At 65.3% G+C, this 14,909-nt stretch carries 15 protein-coding genes and 1 pseudogene; 7 read left to right on the plus strand and 9 right to left on the minus strand.

From position 1 onward, the window contains the following. Window positions 1-137 precede the first annotated feature (137 nt). Window positions 138-1,388, plus strand: coding sequence for a KasA/KasB family beta-ketoacyl-ACP synthase (locus tag AB4879_RS21895; RefSeq protein ID WP_370509260.1), 1,251 nt, complete (start codon window positions 138-140; stop codon window positions 1,386-1,388). Here AB4879_RS21895 and AB4879_RS21900 read toward each other — a convergent pair whose 3' ends face one another. Continuing rightward, window positions 1,389-2,273 (minus strand): cyclopropane mycolic acid synthase family methyltransferase, encoded by an 885-nt coding sequence (locus AB4879_RS21900; RefSeq protein WP_158249006.1) that lies wholly within the window; start codon window positions 2,271-2,273, stop codon window positions 1,389-1,391. It abuts the gene before it with no gap. A gap of 62 nt (window positions 2,274-2,335) precedes the next feature. After that, complete coding sequence (locus AB4879_RS21905; protein WP_370509261.1) at window positions 2,336-3,265, minus strand: cyclopropane mycolic acid synthase family methyltransferase; 930 nt, start codon at window positions 3,263-3,265, stop codon at window positions 2,336-2,338. A 107-nt stretch (window positions 3,266-3,372) separates the two neighbouring features. Here AB4879_RS21905 and AB4879_RS21910 point away from each other — a divergent pair, with 107 nt between their 5' ends. Next, window positions 3,373-3,918: a class I SAM-dependent methyltransferase gene (locus AB4879_RS21910; protein WP_370509262.1), complete on the plus strand. Its 546-nt coding sequence runs from the start codon at window positions 3,373-3,375 to the stop codon at window positions 3,916-3,918. Here the strand turns inward: AB4879_RS21910 and AB4879_RS21915 are convergent. Next, window positions 3,915-4,772, minus strand: coding sequence for an NYN domain-containing protein (locus tag AB4879_RS21915; RefSeq protein ID WP_370509263.1), 858 nt, complete (start codon window positions 4,770-4,772; stop codon window positions 3,915-3,917). The genes AB4879_RS21910 and AB4879_RS21915 overlap by 4 nt on opposite strands. 156 nt (window positions 4,773-4,928) lie before the next feature. Here AB4879_RS21915 and AB4879_RS21920 point away from each other — a divergent pair, with 156 nt between their 5' ends. Both AB4879_RS21920 and AB4879_RS21925 read left to right on the plus strand, forming a co-directional pair. Continuing rightward, a complete protein-coding gene (locus tag AB4879_RS21920; RefSeq protein ID WP_370509264.1) occupies window positions 4,929-6,179 on the plus strand; it encodes an Ig-like domain-containing protein in 1,251 nt (416 codons plus the stop codon). 166 nt (window positions 6,180-6,345) lie between these two features. Next, on the plus strand, window positions 6,346-7,614 hold the full coding sequence (locus tag AB4879_RS21925) for an Ig-like domain-containing protein (RefSeq protein ID WP_370509265.1): 1,269 nt from the start codon (window positions 6,346-6,348) through the stop codon (window positions 7,612-7,614). Window positions 7,615-7,618: 4 nt separating this feature from the next. Here AB4879_RS21925 and AB4879_RS21930 read toward each other — a convergent pair whose 3' ends face one another. The 3 genes from AB4879_RS21930 to AB4879_RS21940 are packed head-to-tail and all read right to left on the minus strand — an operon-like array spanning window position 7,619 to window position 9,652. After that, window positions 7,619-8,329 carry a hypothetical protein gene (locus tag AB4879_RS21930; protein WP_370509266.1) on the minus strand — a complete coding sequence of 237 codons (711 nt, stop codon included), beginning with the start codon at window positions 8,327-8,329 and terminating at the stop codon, window positions 7,619-7,621. Further along, window positions 8,326-9,048, minus strand: coding sequence for a hypothetical protein (locus AB4879_RS21935; protein ID WP_370509267.1), 723 nt, complete (start codon window positions 9,046-9,048; stop codon window positions 8,326-8,328). Before AB4879_RS21935 ends, AB4879_RS21930 begins: the two co-directional genes overlap by 4 nt. Window position 9,049: 1 nt before the next feature. Next, complete coding sequence (locus AB4879_RS21940) at window positions 9,050-9,652, minus strand: hypothetical protein (protein ID WP_370509268.1); 603 nt, start codon at window positions 9,650-9,652, stop codon at window positions 9,050-9,052. A 199-nt stretch (window positions 9,653-9,851) separates the two neighbouring features. Here AB4879_RS21940 and usfY point away from each other — a divergent pair, with 199 nt between their 5' ends. Both usfY and AB4879_RS21950 read left to right on the plus strand, forming a co-directional pair. Further along, window positions 9,852-10,157, plus strand: coding sequence for a protein UsfY (gene usfY, locus AB4879_RS21945; protein ID WP_370509269.1), 306 nt, complete (start codon window positions 9,852-9,854; stop codon window positions 10,155-10,157). A 408-nt stretch (window positions 10,158-10,565) separates the two neighbouring features. Then, a pseudogene (locus AB4879_RS21950) lies at window positions 10,566-10,706 on the plus strand (IniB N-terminal domain-containing protein); the annotation flags it as partial. Between the two features lie 102 nt (window positions 10,707-10,808). On the opposite strand, the gene AB4879_RS21955 reads toward AB4879_RS21950, so the two are convergent. Further along, window positions 10,809-11,798, minus strand: coding sequence for a hypothetical protein (locus tag AB4879_RS21955; RefSeq protein WP_370509567.1), 990 nt, complete (start codon window positions 11,796-11,798; stop codon window positions 10,809-10,811). A gap of 12 nt (window positions 11,799-11,810) precedes the next feature. Here AB4879_RS21955 and AB4879_RS21960 point away from each other — a divergent pair, with 12 nt between their 5' ends. Then, window positions 11,811-13,238, plus strand: a complete 1,428-nt coding sequence (locus AB4879_RS21960; protein ID WP_370509568.1) for a hypothetical protein — start codon at window positions 11,811-11,813, stop codon at window positions 13,236-13,238. A gap of 73 nt (window positions 13,239-13,311) precedes the next feature. Here AB4879_RS21960 and AB4879_RS21965 read toward each other — a convergent pair whose 3' ends face one another. Both AB4879_RS21965 and AB4879_RS21970 read right to left on the minus strand, forming a co-directional pair. Continuing rightward, the gene (locus AB4879_RS21965) at window positions 13,312-14,055 is read right to left on the minus strand and encodes a glucose 1-dehydrogenase (protein WP_370509270.1); all 744 of its coding nucleotides are present in this window, start codon (window positions 14,053-14,055) and stop codon (window positions 13,312-13,314) included. A gap of 37 nt (window positions 14,056-14,092) precedes the next feature. Further along, the gene (locus tag AB4879_RS21970) at window positions 14,093-14,881 is read right to left on the minus strand and encodes a DUF4239 domain-containing protein (protein WP_102807051.1); all 789 of its coding nucleotides are present in this window, start codon (window positions 14,879-14,881) and stop codon (window positions 14,093-14,095) included. Between the last annotated feature and the right edge of the window lie 28 nt (window positions 14,882-14,909).

Here is a 14,909-nt window from a genome sequence, read left to right on the forward strand (position 1 = left end):
AGGTGTTCCACGACGTGCTGGCGGCCGTTTCGAGCTGCCAACGTTGTTGCAAGCATATCAGCTTGACGCCGGTATATATTCCCGGAGTAGCGGGTATCCCTCGCGTCACCTGGACGCGACCGAAGGGGTCAGCGGTTATGACAGTGTTGCGGACCGGCGACGGACTCGCCGATGTGGTGGTCACGGCAGTGGCGTCGACCACTGCTCTGGCGCCGGACGCCGAAGAAACCTGGCAGCAATTGCTCGAGGGCGGCAGCGGAATTCGCCAACTCGACAAGTGGTTCATCCACGAATACGAGTCGCCGGTGCGAATCGGCGGGACGCTGCGCGAAGACTTCGACAAACACCTCAACCGGGTCGAGCTTCGTCGGCTGTCCTATCTGGGCAAGATGTCGACGGTGGTGGGCCGCAGGCTCTGGGCGGCTGCCGGCTCACCCGAGGTTGACACCAGTCGGCTGCTGGTCTCGATCGGTACGGCCCTGGCGAACACCGAAGAAATCGCGGAGGGCGCCGTCGACTGGCACGCCCGCGGTCTGCGGGCGATGTCACCGCTGGCGGTCCAGATGCACATGCCCAACGCGCCTGCCGCCGCGGTGGGGCTGGAACGCAAAGCCAGAGCCGGTGTGATTGCGCCGTTGATGGGCGATGCATCCGGTGCGGGCGCGATCGCGCAGGCCTGGCGGCACATCGTGTTGGGGGAGGCCGACATCGCGATCTGCGGCGCCGTCGAAACCCAGGTCGAGGCGGTGCCGGTGGCGGCCTTCCATGAGCTGGGCCTGCTGTCCACCAACAACGACGACCCGGCCGGCGCGTGCCGCCCCTTCGACCGGCACCGCGATGGGATGGTGCTCGGGGAAGGTGCCGCCATGTTGCTGATCGAAACCGAGGAGCACGCCAAGGCCCGCGGTGCACCGATCCTGGCTCGGCTCCTGGGTGCCTCGACGAACTCCGATGCCTACGACCTCCTCCAGCCGGACCCGACCGGCGAGACGGCCGCTTCCGCCATCGCCCACGCGATCGACCTGGCCGGACTTCAGCCATCTGACATCGACCATGTCAACGCCCACGCCACCGGAACGACGTTCGGCGACCTCGCCGAGGCCCGCGCGATCCGGCACGCGTTCGGCGGCCACATGCCCGCGGTCTACGCGCCCAAGGCGGCGCTCGGCCACTCGCTGGGCTCAGCCGGTGCGATCGAGGCGGTTCTCACCGTGCAAGCGCTGCGCGACGGTGTCGTGCCGGCCACCCGCAACCTGAAGGACCTCGATCCCGAGATCGACCTCGACGTGGTGGTCGACCGGCCGCGCCGGGCCGACTACCGCTATGCCGTCAGCACCACGATGGGCATGGGCGGCTACAACGTGGTCCTGGCGTTCGGTGCCGCCTGATCAGCGTTTGACCAAGGTGAACTGCCCGACCTCCGACACACCCCGGCGGAAGAAGTCCGAGCAGCCGACGAGGTAGCGCATGTAGCGGTCGTACACCTCGACCGACGTCACCTCGATCGCCCGATCACGGGCGGCTTCCAGCCGCTCCGACCAGATGTCGAGGGTGCGCACGTAGTGCGGCGTCAGATACTGAAGCTCTTCGACCGCGAAGCCGGCCTTCTCCGAGAATTCGACGACGTCCTCGTCGCAGGGCACCGCCCCGCCCGGGAAGATCTCCTTGGAGATGAACCGCATGAACTTCAGATCCGACATCACGATCGGGATGCCGAGCTCCGGCCAGCGTTTCAGCGGGTGGCCCATGATCGTCTGCAACACCATTCGACCGTCGTCGGGCATCACGCGGTGGCAGGTGTCGAAGAACGCGGCGTAGCGATCCTTCGGAAACGCTTCGAACGCTTCGATACTGACGATCCGATCGACCGGCTCGTCGAACTCTTCCCAGCCGCGCAGCTGAATTTGCCGAGACCGCTTGGTCTCGACAGCATCCAGCACCTCTTGGCCCAGTGCGCGTTGATTTCTGCTCAACGTCAAACCGAGGGTGTTCACGTCGAATCTTTGCGCTGCGCGCTTCATCACCGAACCCCAGCCGCAGCCGACGTCCAGCAAGGTCATTCCGGGCTGCAGGCCCAACTTGTCCAGCGCCAGATCGATTTTCGCGAGCTGTGCATCTTCGAGTGACGTGTCCTCACGCTCGAAGTACGCGCAGCTGTATGTGCGCGTCGGATCCTGGAAGAGCGCAAAGAAGTCGTTCGAGAGATCGTAGTGCGCCTGGACATCCTCGTAGGCCGGGCGCAGCTGCGTTGAACCTGAACCACTTTCCGTCATCGTCGGCCGACCCCCTCTTCTTGAGATGTATACGCCGTCACGACGCCAACTATGAAAAAAGGCTAACCGATTGCCTTTTCACACGTGAACTGGCATATGTCGGTGTATCCGTTGCGGAACAGATCCGCACACCCGGTCAGGTACTTGTCGAAGCGCTCGTAGATCTCTTCTGAGGTGATCGCGACCGCCTCGTCCTTCTTGGCCTCCAAGTTCGCGGCCCAGGTGTCCAGGGTGCGGGCGTAGTGCGCCTGCAGGTGCTGCTCGCGGGTCACGTTGTAGCCGGCCGTGACTGCGTGCTGACGGACCATCGAGGCGAGCGGCAACCGGCCGCCGGGATAGATCTCATCCATGATGAATTTGATGAAGCGCACCCGCGACATCGTCAGCGGGAGCTTCTTGGCTTTGATCTCCTCGTCCTCCGGAATGATGATCGTGTGTAGCAGCATCACGCCGTCGTCGGGCATCCAGCTGAAGGTCTTCTTGAAGTAGTCGTCGTACTTGTTGAAGCCGAAGTGCTCGAAGGCGCCGATCGAGACGATCCGGTCGACCTTGCCGTCGAACTCCTCCCACGGCTGCAGCCGGACCTCCATGCTGCGGCCGGTGTCGATGTTCGGGAACCGGTTCTGCTCGATGTGCATCTTCTGGTTCTCCGACAGCGTGAGGCCGATGACGTTCACGTCGTACTTCTCCACGGCGCGCTGAATCGTCGAGCCCCAGCCGCAACCGATGTCCAGCAGCGTCATGCCCGGTTCCAGCCCGAGCTTGCCCAGAGAAAGGTCGACCTTGGCCATCTGGGCTTCTTCGAGGGACATGTCGTCGCGCTCGAAGTAGGCACAGCTGTACGTCTGGGTGGGGTCCTGCCACAGCTTGAAGAAGTCGTTGGAAATGTCGTAGTGGAACTGCACTTCCTTCTTGTCCGACCCGCGGGTCTGGGACGCGGACTTCGACAGCCACTGCGATGAGGGAGACGTTGTACGGGGTGTGTCAGTCACAGGCGTTCCGTCCTCAGTGCGTGGGTAGGGATCCGACGCGGTGTACCCATTCAGCCTGATCTCAATCATCGCTCTGCGAGGGCGTTTTGCCGACTACCGTGGTCGGCGTGGCCGAGGCCGACGGTCCCCGCTGGGACGGCAAATATGCGGACCGGACAGCCGGGCCGCCGTGTCTGCCCGAGGTGTTCGCGCCGTACGCCGACGAGGTCCCAACCGCGGGCCACGCGCTGGAGCTGGCCTGCGGATTCGGGCAGGCGTCCGTGTGGCTGGCTGAGCGCGGGCTGACGGTACAGGCTGTGGACGTCTCGGCCGTGGCGATCGAGCAAGCGCAGGACCTGGCTAGCAGCCACGGAGTCGGCGACCGCTGCACGTTCTCGGTCGCCGATCTCGACGACGGACTTACCCCGGGCCCGCCGGCCGCGATGATCCTGTGCCATCGGTTTCGCGATCCGGCCCTGTATTCGCCGATCAGCGACCGACTGGCGGCGGACGGTCTGCTGGCGATCAGTGTGCTCAGCGAGGTCGGCGCCGAGCCGGGACCGTTCCGCGCCCGCGCCGGTGAGCTTCGGGAGGCATTCGCCGGATTGCAGCCGTTGGCTGCGGGGGAGGGCGACGGCCAGGCCTGGCTGCTGGCGCGTCGTCCCCGCCGCTAACGCAGTTTGACCATGCGGGTGGTGGAGCTTTCGTCGAGCTCCACGACGTCGGTGCGGGATCGGAGAAAGTCGCTGAACGACTTGAATCCCAACGACTTCTCCGAGAACGACGGGTCCATCCGCTTCATCTGAGCCTTGACCGCAGAGTTGTGCAGCCAGTCGGCGTCGTCTTTGCCCAGACCGATCTGCAACGCCCGCTGCAACAGCGCGGTCGCCGCGGTCTGCGGATCGGGCGACTCCTTGTCGTTGTCGACCGACTTCGCGCGCCGGGTTCGCTTCGGTGGCTCCTCGGTCGCCGTCGGCTCGACTTCCGGGACGCCGGGCAGCGAGTCGTAGATGACGAAATCGTCGCAGGCCGCCGCGAGCGCCCGGCTCGACGAACCGGCCACGCCGATGCCGACCACATAGCGGCCCAGCCGCTTGCAGCGCTGCGCGAGCGGGATGTAGTCGGAATCGCCGGCGACGATCACCACGTGCGTGAGGTCGGGCAGCCGGAACATGTCTTCGACGGCGTCGACAGCCAGCCGAATATCGGCGGCGTTCTTTCCATAGGCCGCGGCCGGGAACAGCTGCACCAAGTCCACCGCCCGGCCCACCAGCTGCTGCTGGTATTCGGCGTTGACGTCGGCGGACCAGTCGGCATACGCGCGCGTCAAAACCACCGTCCCGAACGACGACGCGAAGTCCAGGATCGCCCCCACATCGACACGGGCCCGAGCCAGCTTGGCGGTCTCCAAACCCTTGGCCTTATCGCGCTGAAAAGAGTTGCGGCCGTTGACCTGGTCGTAGCGGGAGATGACGATGTTGTCGAAGTCGAGGTACACCGCAACACGTGCAGCGCCGGGTTCGGTCATGTGCTCGAGTCTTGTCCATGTTGTGACGCGGCACGCGCCTTTGCCCGAACGTGAAGCGCTCCCAGTGCGTCTATGCTTGCGGGGCCCGGCTGATTTGGGTATCCCGCCAACAGTGGCCAACCTCGTGAAATTTCGCATGGAGCAAACAAGTTGACCGTGAGTCGTCGTGCCCGTGGAGCCTGCCTCGGCGTGGTTCTGGCGGTGCTTGCCGTGCTGGGTGGCGTCGTCGTCACCTCCGCGCCGCACTGCCCCGAGCACTGCCGCACTGAGGCCGCCGCCCTCACGCCACAGCCTGCGCCGTCGAAGGACCCGGCCGCCGTCACCCTCACCCCGGCCGACGGCGCCACCGACGTCGACCCGCTGGGCGGGATCACCGTGGTCGCCAACACCGGCATGCTGACCCACGTCACGATGGTCAATGACGCCGACAAGTCGATCCCGGGTGTCGTCACTCCGGACTTCAAGACCTGGAAGCCGACCGTGCCCCTGGGCTACGGACGTTCGTACACCCTCACCGTCGAGGCCCGTGGCCCCGGAGGTGTGCCGTCCACGATGTCGTCGACGTTCCAGACGCTGGTGCCCAGCGATCAGACCCAGGTGTCGTTCACCGCGGCGGGCTGGCAGCCGATCGACGGCGCCCGGCTGGGGATCGGCACCGTCGTCGTCGCGCACTTCGGCGAGCCCATCAGCAACCGGGCCGCCGCTGAGCAGCACCTGTCGGTCACCGCCAACCCGCCGGTGCGCGGATCCTGGTATTGGATGGATGACCAGACCGCGCATTGGCGCCCCGAAAAGTATTACGCCCCAGGCACTTCGGTGACAGTGCGGGCCAACATTTACGGGGTGCCGCTCGGCGACGGGCTCTACGGCGAACAGGATTCCACCGCGACATTCACCATCGGCGATGCGCACGTCTCCGTCGCCGACGACACCACCAAGCAGGTCAGCGTGTTCGACAACGGCAAGCTGGTGCGCACCATGCCGACCTCCATGGGTCGCGGCGGCACCGAGACGATCGCCGGGCAGACCCTGTCGTTCTGGACGCCGCCCGGTGTCTACACCGTGATGGACAAGGCCAACCCGGTGATCATGGACTCGTCCACCTATGGGCTGCCCATCAACTCGCGGCTGGGCTATCGCGAAACCATCCCGTACGCCACTCGCATCAGCCCGGACGGCATCTACCTGCATCAGCTGAACGCGACCGTATGGGCGCAGGGCAACACCGACACCTCGCACGGCTGCCTGAACCTCAGCGGGGAGAACGCCGCCTGGTTCTACGACTTCTCCGTGCCCGGGGACGTGGTGGAAGTGAAGAACACCGGTGGACCGCCCCTGCAGCTGACGCAGAACGGCGACTGGACAGTGCCATGGAGCGAGTGGGTCAAAGGCAGCGCACTGCACTGAGTTGGTATCGGGAGAATTAAATTTCGCTAATGAATGGATGTTTGCTGCAGGTGGTCGCCGAGTCGGCGTTCTTCGGATGACGATCCGGGCCTGCGGACGTCTATGATCTCAGGCGTCAAAGGTGACGCCGGCAACTCATCGTCGACCTGTTCTGGAGTGATTTTCGGTGGTCTTTTCCCGTCCCGCTCGCACGGCCGGCCTGGTGGTGGGGGTGTTGCTTCTCGCGGTGCTGGTGAGTGACGTCGCCGGGCTGCCGGGGTGCCAGGGCGTGTGCAAGACCGCCACCGCAACCGCCCAGGTGCAGTTGCCGCCCGCGCCGCCGAAGCCACCGATGCTCGGCATCTCGCCGGCGAACGGCTCAACCGACCTGAGCCCGCTGAGCCGAGTCTCCGCCCAGGTGATTGGCGGCAGCTTGACCAACGTCTCGCTGGTCGATGACTACGGCAACACGCTGGCGGGCGCACTGTCGCCGGACGGGACGTCATGGCAGCCGGCCCAGCCGCTCAAGTACGGGCGCACCTACACGATGCAGGTCGCCAGCCAAGGTGCCAGCGGTCTGCCGCTGGCGCGAACGACCAAGTTCTCCACCGCATCACCCGACTACCTCACCCACGTGTACCTCGAGACGCCGGGTGGGCTGCCGATCCACGACGACATCCGCTACGGCATCGGCACGATCATCGCCGCCCGCTTCGATGAAGACATCTCCGACAAGGCGGCCGCGGAACGCAACCTGGTGGTGACCACGAACCCGCCGGTGCAGGGATCCTGGTATTGGGTCGACGACAGAACCGCCCACTGGCGCCCGGCCAAGTACTACGCGCCGGGCACCACCGTGTCAGTGGCCGCCAACATCTTCGGGGTGCGCGTTGGCGACGGGATGTACGGCGAGGAAAACGAGAAGGCCACCTTCACCATCGGCGATGCGCACGTCTCCATCGCCGACGACACCACCAAGACGGTCAGTGTGTTCGATAACGGCAAACTCGTCCGGTCGATGCCCACGTCGATGGGGCAGGGCGGCTACCAAACCATTGCGGGACGGACGTTTTCGTTCTGGACGCCACCCGGGGTGTACACCGTGATCGACAAAGCCGAATCGGTGACGATGGACTCGTCGACCTACGGTCTGCCGGTGGCCTCGTCGATGGGTTACAAGGTGAAGATCCCGTACGCCACCCGGATCAGCACCGACGGCATCTATCTACATCAGCTGAACGACACGACGTGGGCGCAGGGCAATACCAACGTGTCGCACGGCTGCCTGAATCTCAACGGTTCGAACGCCTCGTGGTTCTTCAATTTCTCGCAGCCCGGTGACGTGGTGGAGGTCAAGAACACCGGCGGCCCGAAGCTGGAGATCTGGCAGAACGGTGACTGGTCGCTGCCGTGGGGCGAATGGTTGAAAGGCAGTGCGCTGACGCCGAAGCCGTAGGGCTTCAGGGCTTCTTGCCGCTCCGGGCCGAGCCGGCTGTCGTTCTGGTTTTCTGTTCGCTGGTGCGCGGTGCTGTAGCGATTCGGTGCGACGACGGTGCCGGTTTGGCGGCAGCAGTCATGCCGGCGTTGCGTCGTGAGCCAGCGAAACCTCGCTTGGCTGGGTGGCTTTGGCTCGTCGATCGCAGGATTCTGGATGATGCTGCTGTCGTCGGTGTCGCGCTTGGCGAGGCGAGCGAACTGAGGTACTTGCCGGTTACCGCCGCGGCCTGGCTCACCAGGTAGATCGGGCCGACCGCCCATCCGGCGACGCCCAGCCCAAGCACTGTCAGAGCTTCCGGTTGATTGAGTCTCCCGCCGAGGATGTGCACCGCTGCGTCGAAGAGCACTGCGACGCCGATGCTCGCCGGAATCGTCACGGGAAAGGCCGCGTACCACACCGGAGTTAAGGCAGCGAGCGCAGCGGTAGCGGCAATCAAGGTCACCGCGCCCTGCAGTTGTTGCCCTGTGACGTTGGCGTGGGCGGACGCCGGTGTGCTCCTTCGAGGTGGTGTGACTTCGGTGTTCGTAGTGACCGCCACAGCGGTGAGATCGACGTCGAGGGTTCGAGTCTGATTTGCGGGCGGAAGGTAGGGGGCCGTGATGTCGGTCGTGTGGGGAGCCGCCACCAGGCCGGCGGAGATGATTGCGGCTGCGGCGATAGCAGTGATTCTCATCGGTGAGTTCTCTTGCTCGTCGAGCGGGCGGAGCCTGCGGTTCCTGCCTGCTTCTTGCCGGTGGCCTTCGACGTGTGCTTTGCCGTGCGATGCGACGATGCCTTCTGAGCGGCAGATGAACTCGCTCTCGTGCGTCCTGATCCTGCCACGCCACTCCTGGCGGGAAGGCTAGGGAGCACGGTTCGGGACGCGGGAGTGGAATTCGACTGCACCGAAGCGGACGTCGGTTTCGGCGTTGCGGTCAACGCAATCAGTGGGGATGCCAGAAAGTAGGGCGCGAGTAGGAAGCTCGCGAGGCTCGATTCGAGAATGAAAACGGGGTCGAGTGTGATCGGCTGCATGCTGACGCCCTTGACCAACACGTTCAACAACACCCCGATGCCGACGCTCAGCGGCAACGTAATCGGGAACGTTGCATACCAAGCCGATGCGACAGCGACCACGCCGATAGTCGCCACCACCTGCTGCGGAGTCGGTGGCGCAAAGTTCAGTTGCGGAATCGCCGCCGCACTGCGGTCGGATGTCGCGCTGTTTGCGGTGGTGTGTGCCGCAGCGGTCAGATCAACCGCGATCGTCGACAGCTGTATGGCGTGCGGGTGACGCGGGGCTGCAACGTCCTGTGCGAGCGGCGCGGACACCAGGCTGACCGCGACGACCGTCGATATGCCAGCTGCGGCGAGCCGAAAGGTATTGGCGCTGTTGGTAATCGATTCAGTCATGTCATCGTTCCTTCATCATGGGCCGGCCTGATCGGGCGGCTTGGGGGTGCATCTTGCTGGCTACCGCGGATCTGCTCGACTTGGACCCATGAGGCGTCAGCGCCGGGTCGGGTATGCCGTTTGGGATGGCTGTTCTCGGCGAGCTCGCGACCCCGTGGGCGACGTGGCGTCGCTGGCCATGTGCGCGGAACTCGGCGACGGTTGCTGCGGTATTTCGCTGTGAGACAGGGCTGGTGACGGCGTAGGAGATGAAGTTCAACGGGGCGTAGACGAATATGTCGAGCGCCGCTTTCACCAGCCATGGATCGGCGACTTTCGGGTTCCGGGCGTCGCTTCCCAATGCGTACACACCCAGCCATCCCGCGAGCAAGAAGCTGACCGGCACGGTGACCGGGAAGGCCAGGTACCACAGGGTCGCTAGTGCGATCGCCTTGATGCCATTGGACGTCGCTTCAGGCGAGAGAGTCTTCGCGGCAGTTGGCGCGGCGGAGGGGGTCAGGTCAACGAAGGCGGCTTGCAGGTCTACCGAGAATGCCTGGCGTGGTGGGTTATGTGGCCGGGCGACCGTGTTCGGCGCGGCCAGCAATCCGATGGCGGCGATCACTGCGACGGCGACCGCGGCAAAACGGGAGCCAGGTCCAACCACGTAAACCAGCCCACACATGCGATTCCCCCCGAGAGATCGACTAGTGACGAGGGTATCTGTCACTTAGGTAAATATCAGGTATTTATCAGGGCTAGCTCAGGTGTGTCGTGAGTCACATCCAGCGTATTCTGGGAGGCGTCTCGAGAAGGGAGACGCGATGAAGGGTGCATATCGCGATCCGGTGGATCACTCCCGCACAACACAACCGCATGCCGGCGAATCGTTCATCGACACGCTGTGGCTCCCCGGATTACTACTCGTCGCGCTCGGCGTGGTGGGACTGGTAGGTGTCATCGCGGCGTTGGCCTACAACCATCATGAGCTGCTGCTGGTGCTGGGTTCGATCGCGGCGGGGCTGCTGATTGTCGGAGCGCTGCTGATCATGGCCGAGCATCACCGGGTAGTGCGCGTTGAGCGTCGTTGGCTGGACGAACACCCCAGCCACCCGCATCACGCGGCATAACGGATCGCATCTGTGGGCACCCGGGACGCCCCGGGTGTGGGGAGTATCTGTATCCGCCTACACCGCCTCTCACGTGGCGATTTACCCGTTTGCCATTTGCTGATAATTACCTGACTGTCAATAAATCGGTAACGGTTGTGCCTCAGTTCACATTCGGCACTTGCTGATGATTGGTGGCTTGAACAGTATTTATACCGATCCGACTGACAGTGTTCTGCGACGTCGCGGCGGACACCCTAGTGATCCCCTAACCCCCTAATGGGGGTTGCTGGGATATCCCGGTACACCCCGTATCGGGTAGGGGACCGCGCCCCATTTCGGGGTGCGCGTCATCTCCATACCGTGGCTAGTAATCACCGGGCGGGGCCGGCGATCGAGCTTTCCAAGAAGACTAGGAAGGAACGTCCAATGGACTCCCTGCTTCAATTCATCCTTGACCTGTTCAACAACGAGTCGGCGGCACAGACATTCGTGGCTGACCCGAATGCGGCGCTGGCGAACGCGGGGCTGGCCAACGTCAGCCCCGAGCAGATTCAGTCGGTCGCTGCGTCGGCAGTCCCCGGCCTTCAGCTCGTCGGCGGCGACCCGGTTTCCGGCCTGGCTCAGGCCGTGTCGAACCAGTTCGGCTTCGCGCCGGTCGAAGGGCTCCTGTCAGCCCCCGGTGCGGCTGCCGGTGTGGTCGCCGACCAGGCGCTGAATCTTGGGGTCGACGGCGGCTCCAGCTTGGCTGCGGCTGTCGGCGACGGACTTGGCGTGGGCCTGGGCCAGAGCCTCGGTGCCGGACTCGGTGCAGCGCTCGGCGGTGGCGTCGAGACCGGCCTCGGCCTCGGCGGAGCAGTCGGCGGCGGTGTGGAGACCGGCCTCGGCCTCGGTACCGGGCTTGGCGGCGGATTCAACACCGGCGGAGGTCTGCAGACCGGGCTGGGCGCCGGAATTGGTGCCGGCTTCCAAGCCGGACTGAACGTCGAGGTCGAGGCGGGCTTCAACGCCGGCCTGGGCGCTGCGGTTGGCGGCGGCTCCGAAATCGGTGGCCAGACTGGGGTTGGTCTGGGCAGCGGTTTCGGGACCGGTTTCGGTGCCGGCGGTGGTTTCGAGGGTGGCGCTGAGCTCGGTGGTGGTTTCAATGCCGGCCTGGGTGGCGGTTTTGAGGGTGGCACTGAGGTCGGTGGGCAGTCGGGCGTCGGCCTGGGCACCGGTTTCGGTGCCGGCGGTGGCTTCAACGGTGGCGCCGAGCTCGGTGGTGGTTTCAATGCCGGCCTGGGTGGCGGTTTTGAGGGTGGCACTGAGATTGGTGGGCAGTCGGGCGTCGGCCTGGGCACCGGTTTCGGTGCTGGCGGTGGCTTCAACGGTGGCGCTGAGTTGGGTGGCGGGTTCCAGAGTGGTGCCGAGCTTGGTGGGCACAGTGGTTTCGGTGTGAACACCGGCTTCAACGGTGGCGCCGAGCTTGGTGGTGGTGTCAATGCCGGCCTGGGTGGCGGTTTTGAGGGTGGCACTGAGATTGGCGGCCAGTCGGGCGTCGGCCTGGGCACGGGTTTCGGTGCCGGCGGTGGCTTCAACGGTGGTGCTGAGCTCGGTGGCGGTTTCGAGAGTGGCGCTGAGTTGGGTGGCGGGTTCCAGAGTGGTGCCGAGCTTGGTGGGCACAGTGGCTTTGGTGTGAACACCGGCTTCAACGGTGGCGCTGAGCTCGGTGGCGGCTTCCAGAGCGGTGCGGAACTCGGTGGCGCCGCAGCGGCAGGCGCAGGTGCCGGGGCCGGTCTCGGCGGAGGCGCTAATGTCCACGGACAGACCGGTTTTGGTGGTCACGTTGGTGGTCAGTTCGGCGGCGGCGTCAACGCAGGCAGCAACTTCGCCGCCGGCGGCGGCAGCCAGCTCGCCGGTGGTGCACAGATCAACGACCGCGCTCGGGTGATCGGCACCAACGAGGTCGACGCCGACCGGCGCACCACCCTCAGCGGCAGCACCAACACCAGTGCCAGTGGCGGCGCCGGCGGCTCGGCGAATGTCGGCACCGGTCTCAGCGCTCAAGAGAATGCGAACTTCAACAGCACGTCCAACGTCGGCTTCTCCAGCCCGCTCGGCGGCGCAAGCATCGGCGGCCAGACCGCTGCGGCCGGTGGCGGAGCGATCGGTCTCGGCGGTGCTGGTGTGACCGCAGCCGGCAATGCCGCGGCGAGCAGCACCACTGCCGCGGCTTTCACCAGTCCGCTTGGCGGTGCGACCGCTGGCGCTCAGGTGGCGGCGAGCAACACCGCGGCGGCGAGCTTCCTACACAACGACGGCGCGGCACTTGGTGGCGAGACCAACGTCGCCGCCGGGTTCGGTGGGCAGACCAACCTCGGTGGAGTGGTCGGCGGCCAGACCCACGTCGCGGCGTCGGAGACGTCGGCCGCGCACGCTGGCGGCCAGACCGGGATCAGCGGTGGGTCGAGCATCGCCGCCGGGGCCAGTGCCTCCGGTGGTGGGAGCTCGAACTTCCTCAACCACGAGGCGACGAGCCTGAATCTGCACAATTCGGTTCAGGCGGCCGGCGCGACGAGTGGCTCGGCAGCGGCCGACCACGTGTCGGCGGGCGGAAACACGTCGTTCCAGAACGCCTTTGGCGGTCAGGCCGACATCCTGGGCCACGACACCGCGGCCCTGGGCGGCCACGGCACGGTCAACACCGGCGCCGGCGCGACGGCGTCGACAGGTACTCACGGCTCGGCGACCACCCCGTCGCAGGGCAGCGTCATCCACACCGGTGGTTCGGCCACCGGCGGCGGACAGGTCGCGGCCGGATCCAACGGCGGTTCGGTGATCACCACGACGCAGGGCAGTGCCAACGCCGGTGGCTCGAGTTCGGTTGACAGCAGCCACACCTCGGCGACGGTCGACCAGCATTCGGCCTTCGACGCGTCGAGTCATGCCGCGGCGACTCCGGTGCCCGATCACTCGACGTACGACCAGTCGGCGCATGCGAGCACCGACTACTCGAGTCACTCGCTGTATGACACGAGCCACGACAGCGCGGCGGCGCACAGTCAGGCGAGCGCCGACCTGTCGGCACACAACCAGCTCGACCAGCACCACCCGGGATTCTGACCGGAGAGGCTTGACACAAAATCGGTGGGGACCGCATGGTCCCCACCGATGTGTTTGTGCCGCAGTCGGTTGACTAGTCGAACATCCGGTGCGGGACGTCGGTGATCAGTCCGCCGTCCATCACGAACTCCGAGCCGGTGGCGTAGGACGATTCATCGCTGGCGAGGAACAACACGAACGACGACACCTCGTCCGGCTCGCCGAGGCGACCCATCGGGGCGGCGACCAGATCGTCGGGCATGTGTGCGGTCATCGGGGTGCGGATCATGCCGGGATGCAGCGAATTGACCCGAATGTTGTTGGCCGCCAGCTCGAGTGCGGCCGATTTGGTCAGCCCGCGGATGGCCCATTTGGAAGCGACGTAGCCGTGGTTGCCCGGAGTGCCGCGCATCGCCTGGATGGACGACATATTGATGATGGAACCGCCGCCCGCAGCGGTCATCGGCTCGATCACGGACTTCATGCCGAGCATGGTCCCGGTGAGGTTGACGTCGATAACTCGTTGCCAGCGTTCACGTTCCAGGTTCTTCAGGGTGCGCCGGTAGACGATGCCCGCATTGTTCACCAGCACATTGAGGGTGCCGAACCCGCGCAGGGCCAGCGCCACGGCCGCAGCCCAGTCGTCGGGATCGGAGACGTCGAGATGGATATACCGGGCGTCATGGCCGAGGGCAGCCGCCACTGCCGCGCCTTCGTCGTCGAGCACATCGCCGAGGACCACTTTGGCACCCTCACTGACCAGAAGCCGGGCATGAGCCGCGCCCATCCCGCGAGCGGCACCAGTGATCACCGCAACCTTGCCGTCGACACGTCCCACCCGCCGCACGGTACTCGGCCAGCCGGCTCGAACTGCGTCACTTCCCCGCTAGCTGAGACCAGGTGTCCAGGACGTTCTCGTAGGCCGTCGGCTGGACAGCGATGGAACCCACGAACGGATGCTCCATCGCAAACGTCAGATAGAGAACGAATGCGAGCAGGGAACCGGCCAACGCGATCAACGCGCCGTGGATCACGACGTCGGAGGAGGGAAAGGTGTAGGTGAACAACAGCATCACCATGCCGCCGCCCAGCAGCAACACCCACAACTCGCCGGGAATCTCCGACTGGCTGCCGGAGATTCGCGTTTTGCGGGCGCTGCCCAGCTCGTCGAGCCGGGCGATGGATTGCTGATAGAACGCGATCTCGCTCTGCTTGGCCGGCTCGATGTGCAGGAAGCTGTTCCATACCGCGGTCAGGTGCTCGGATTGCTGCTCGATGGTCTCGCCGCGTCGCATGCGGGGAAATTCGTCGTCGATGACGTCGTTGGTGTAGTCGATCAGGCTCCGCTGAATCTCGGCCCGGTCGGCGACCGGCAAGCCCGTCGAATCGCGCAGCAGATCTGAGATCGCCGACGCCTCGGCCTCGGTGCCCCGCTCAGCCTGATTCAACTGCTCCCACACCACCACGACGACGAAGGCAACCAGCACGGCGTAGAGCACCCCGGCCAGGTCGAACACGTGGCCGGCCACCGAACCCGATCGTGCCAACCGACGCTGCGGAAGGATGCGTCGGCTCACCACGAGTCCCAACACGGCCAGTCCGACGGTGATGATGACCACCACGAACCCGACGAGCGGTGCGGGCAGCTGCAGGAGCCAGATCACCGAATATCTATTACCGCCGCATTCGTCC

The organism is Mycobacterium sp. SA01 (assembly GCF_041287105.1).
Lineage (GTDB): Bacteria > Actinomycetota > Actinomycetes > Mycobacteriales > Mycobacteriaceae > Mycobacterium.

What these genes read in the sequence shown, in the direction of transcription:
- AB4879_RS21895 (WP_370509260.1), top strand. Translation starts at nt 138, where the DNA reads ATGACAGTGTTGCGGACCGGCGACGGACTCGCCGATGTGGTGGTCACG.
- AB4879_RS21900 (WP_158249006.1), bottom strand. Translation starts at nt 2,273, where the DNA reads ATGACGGAAAGTGGTTCAGGTTCAACGCAGCTGCGCCCGGCCTACGAG.
- AB4879_RS21915 (WP_370509263.1), bottom strand. Translation starts at nt 4,772, where the DNA reads ATGACCGAACCCGGCGCTGCACGTGTTGCGGTGTACCTCGACTTCGAC.
- AB4879_RS21930 (WP_370509266.1), bottom strand. Translation starts at nt 8,329, where the DNA reads ATGAGAATCACTGCTATCGCCGCAGCCGCAATCATCTCCGCCGGCCTG.
- AB4879_RS21935 (WP_370509267.1), bottom strand. Translation starts at nt 9,048, where the DNA reads ATGACTGAATCGATTACCAACAGCGCCAATACCTTTCGGCTCGCCGCA.
- usfY (WP_370509269.1), top strand. Translation starts at nt 9,852, where the DNA reads ATGAAGGGTGCATATCGCGATCCGGTGGATCACTCCCGCACAACACAA.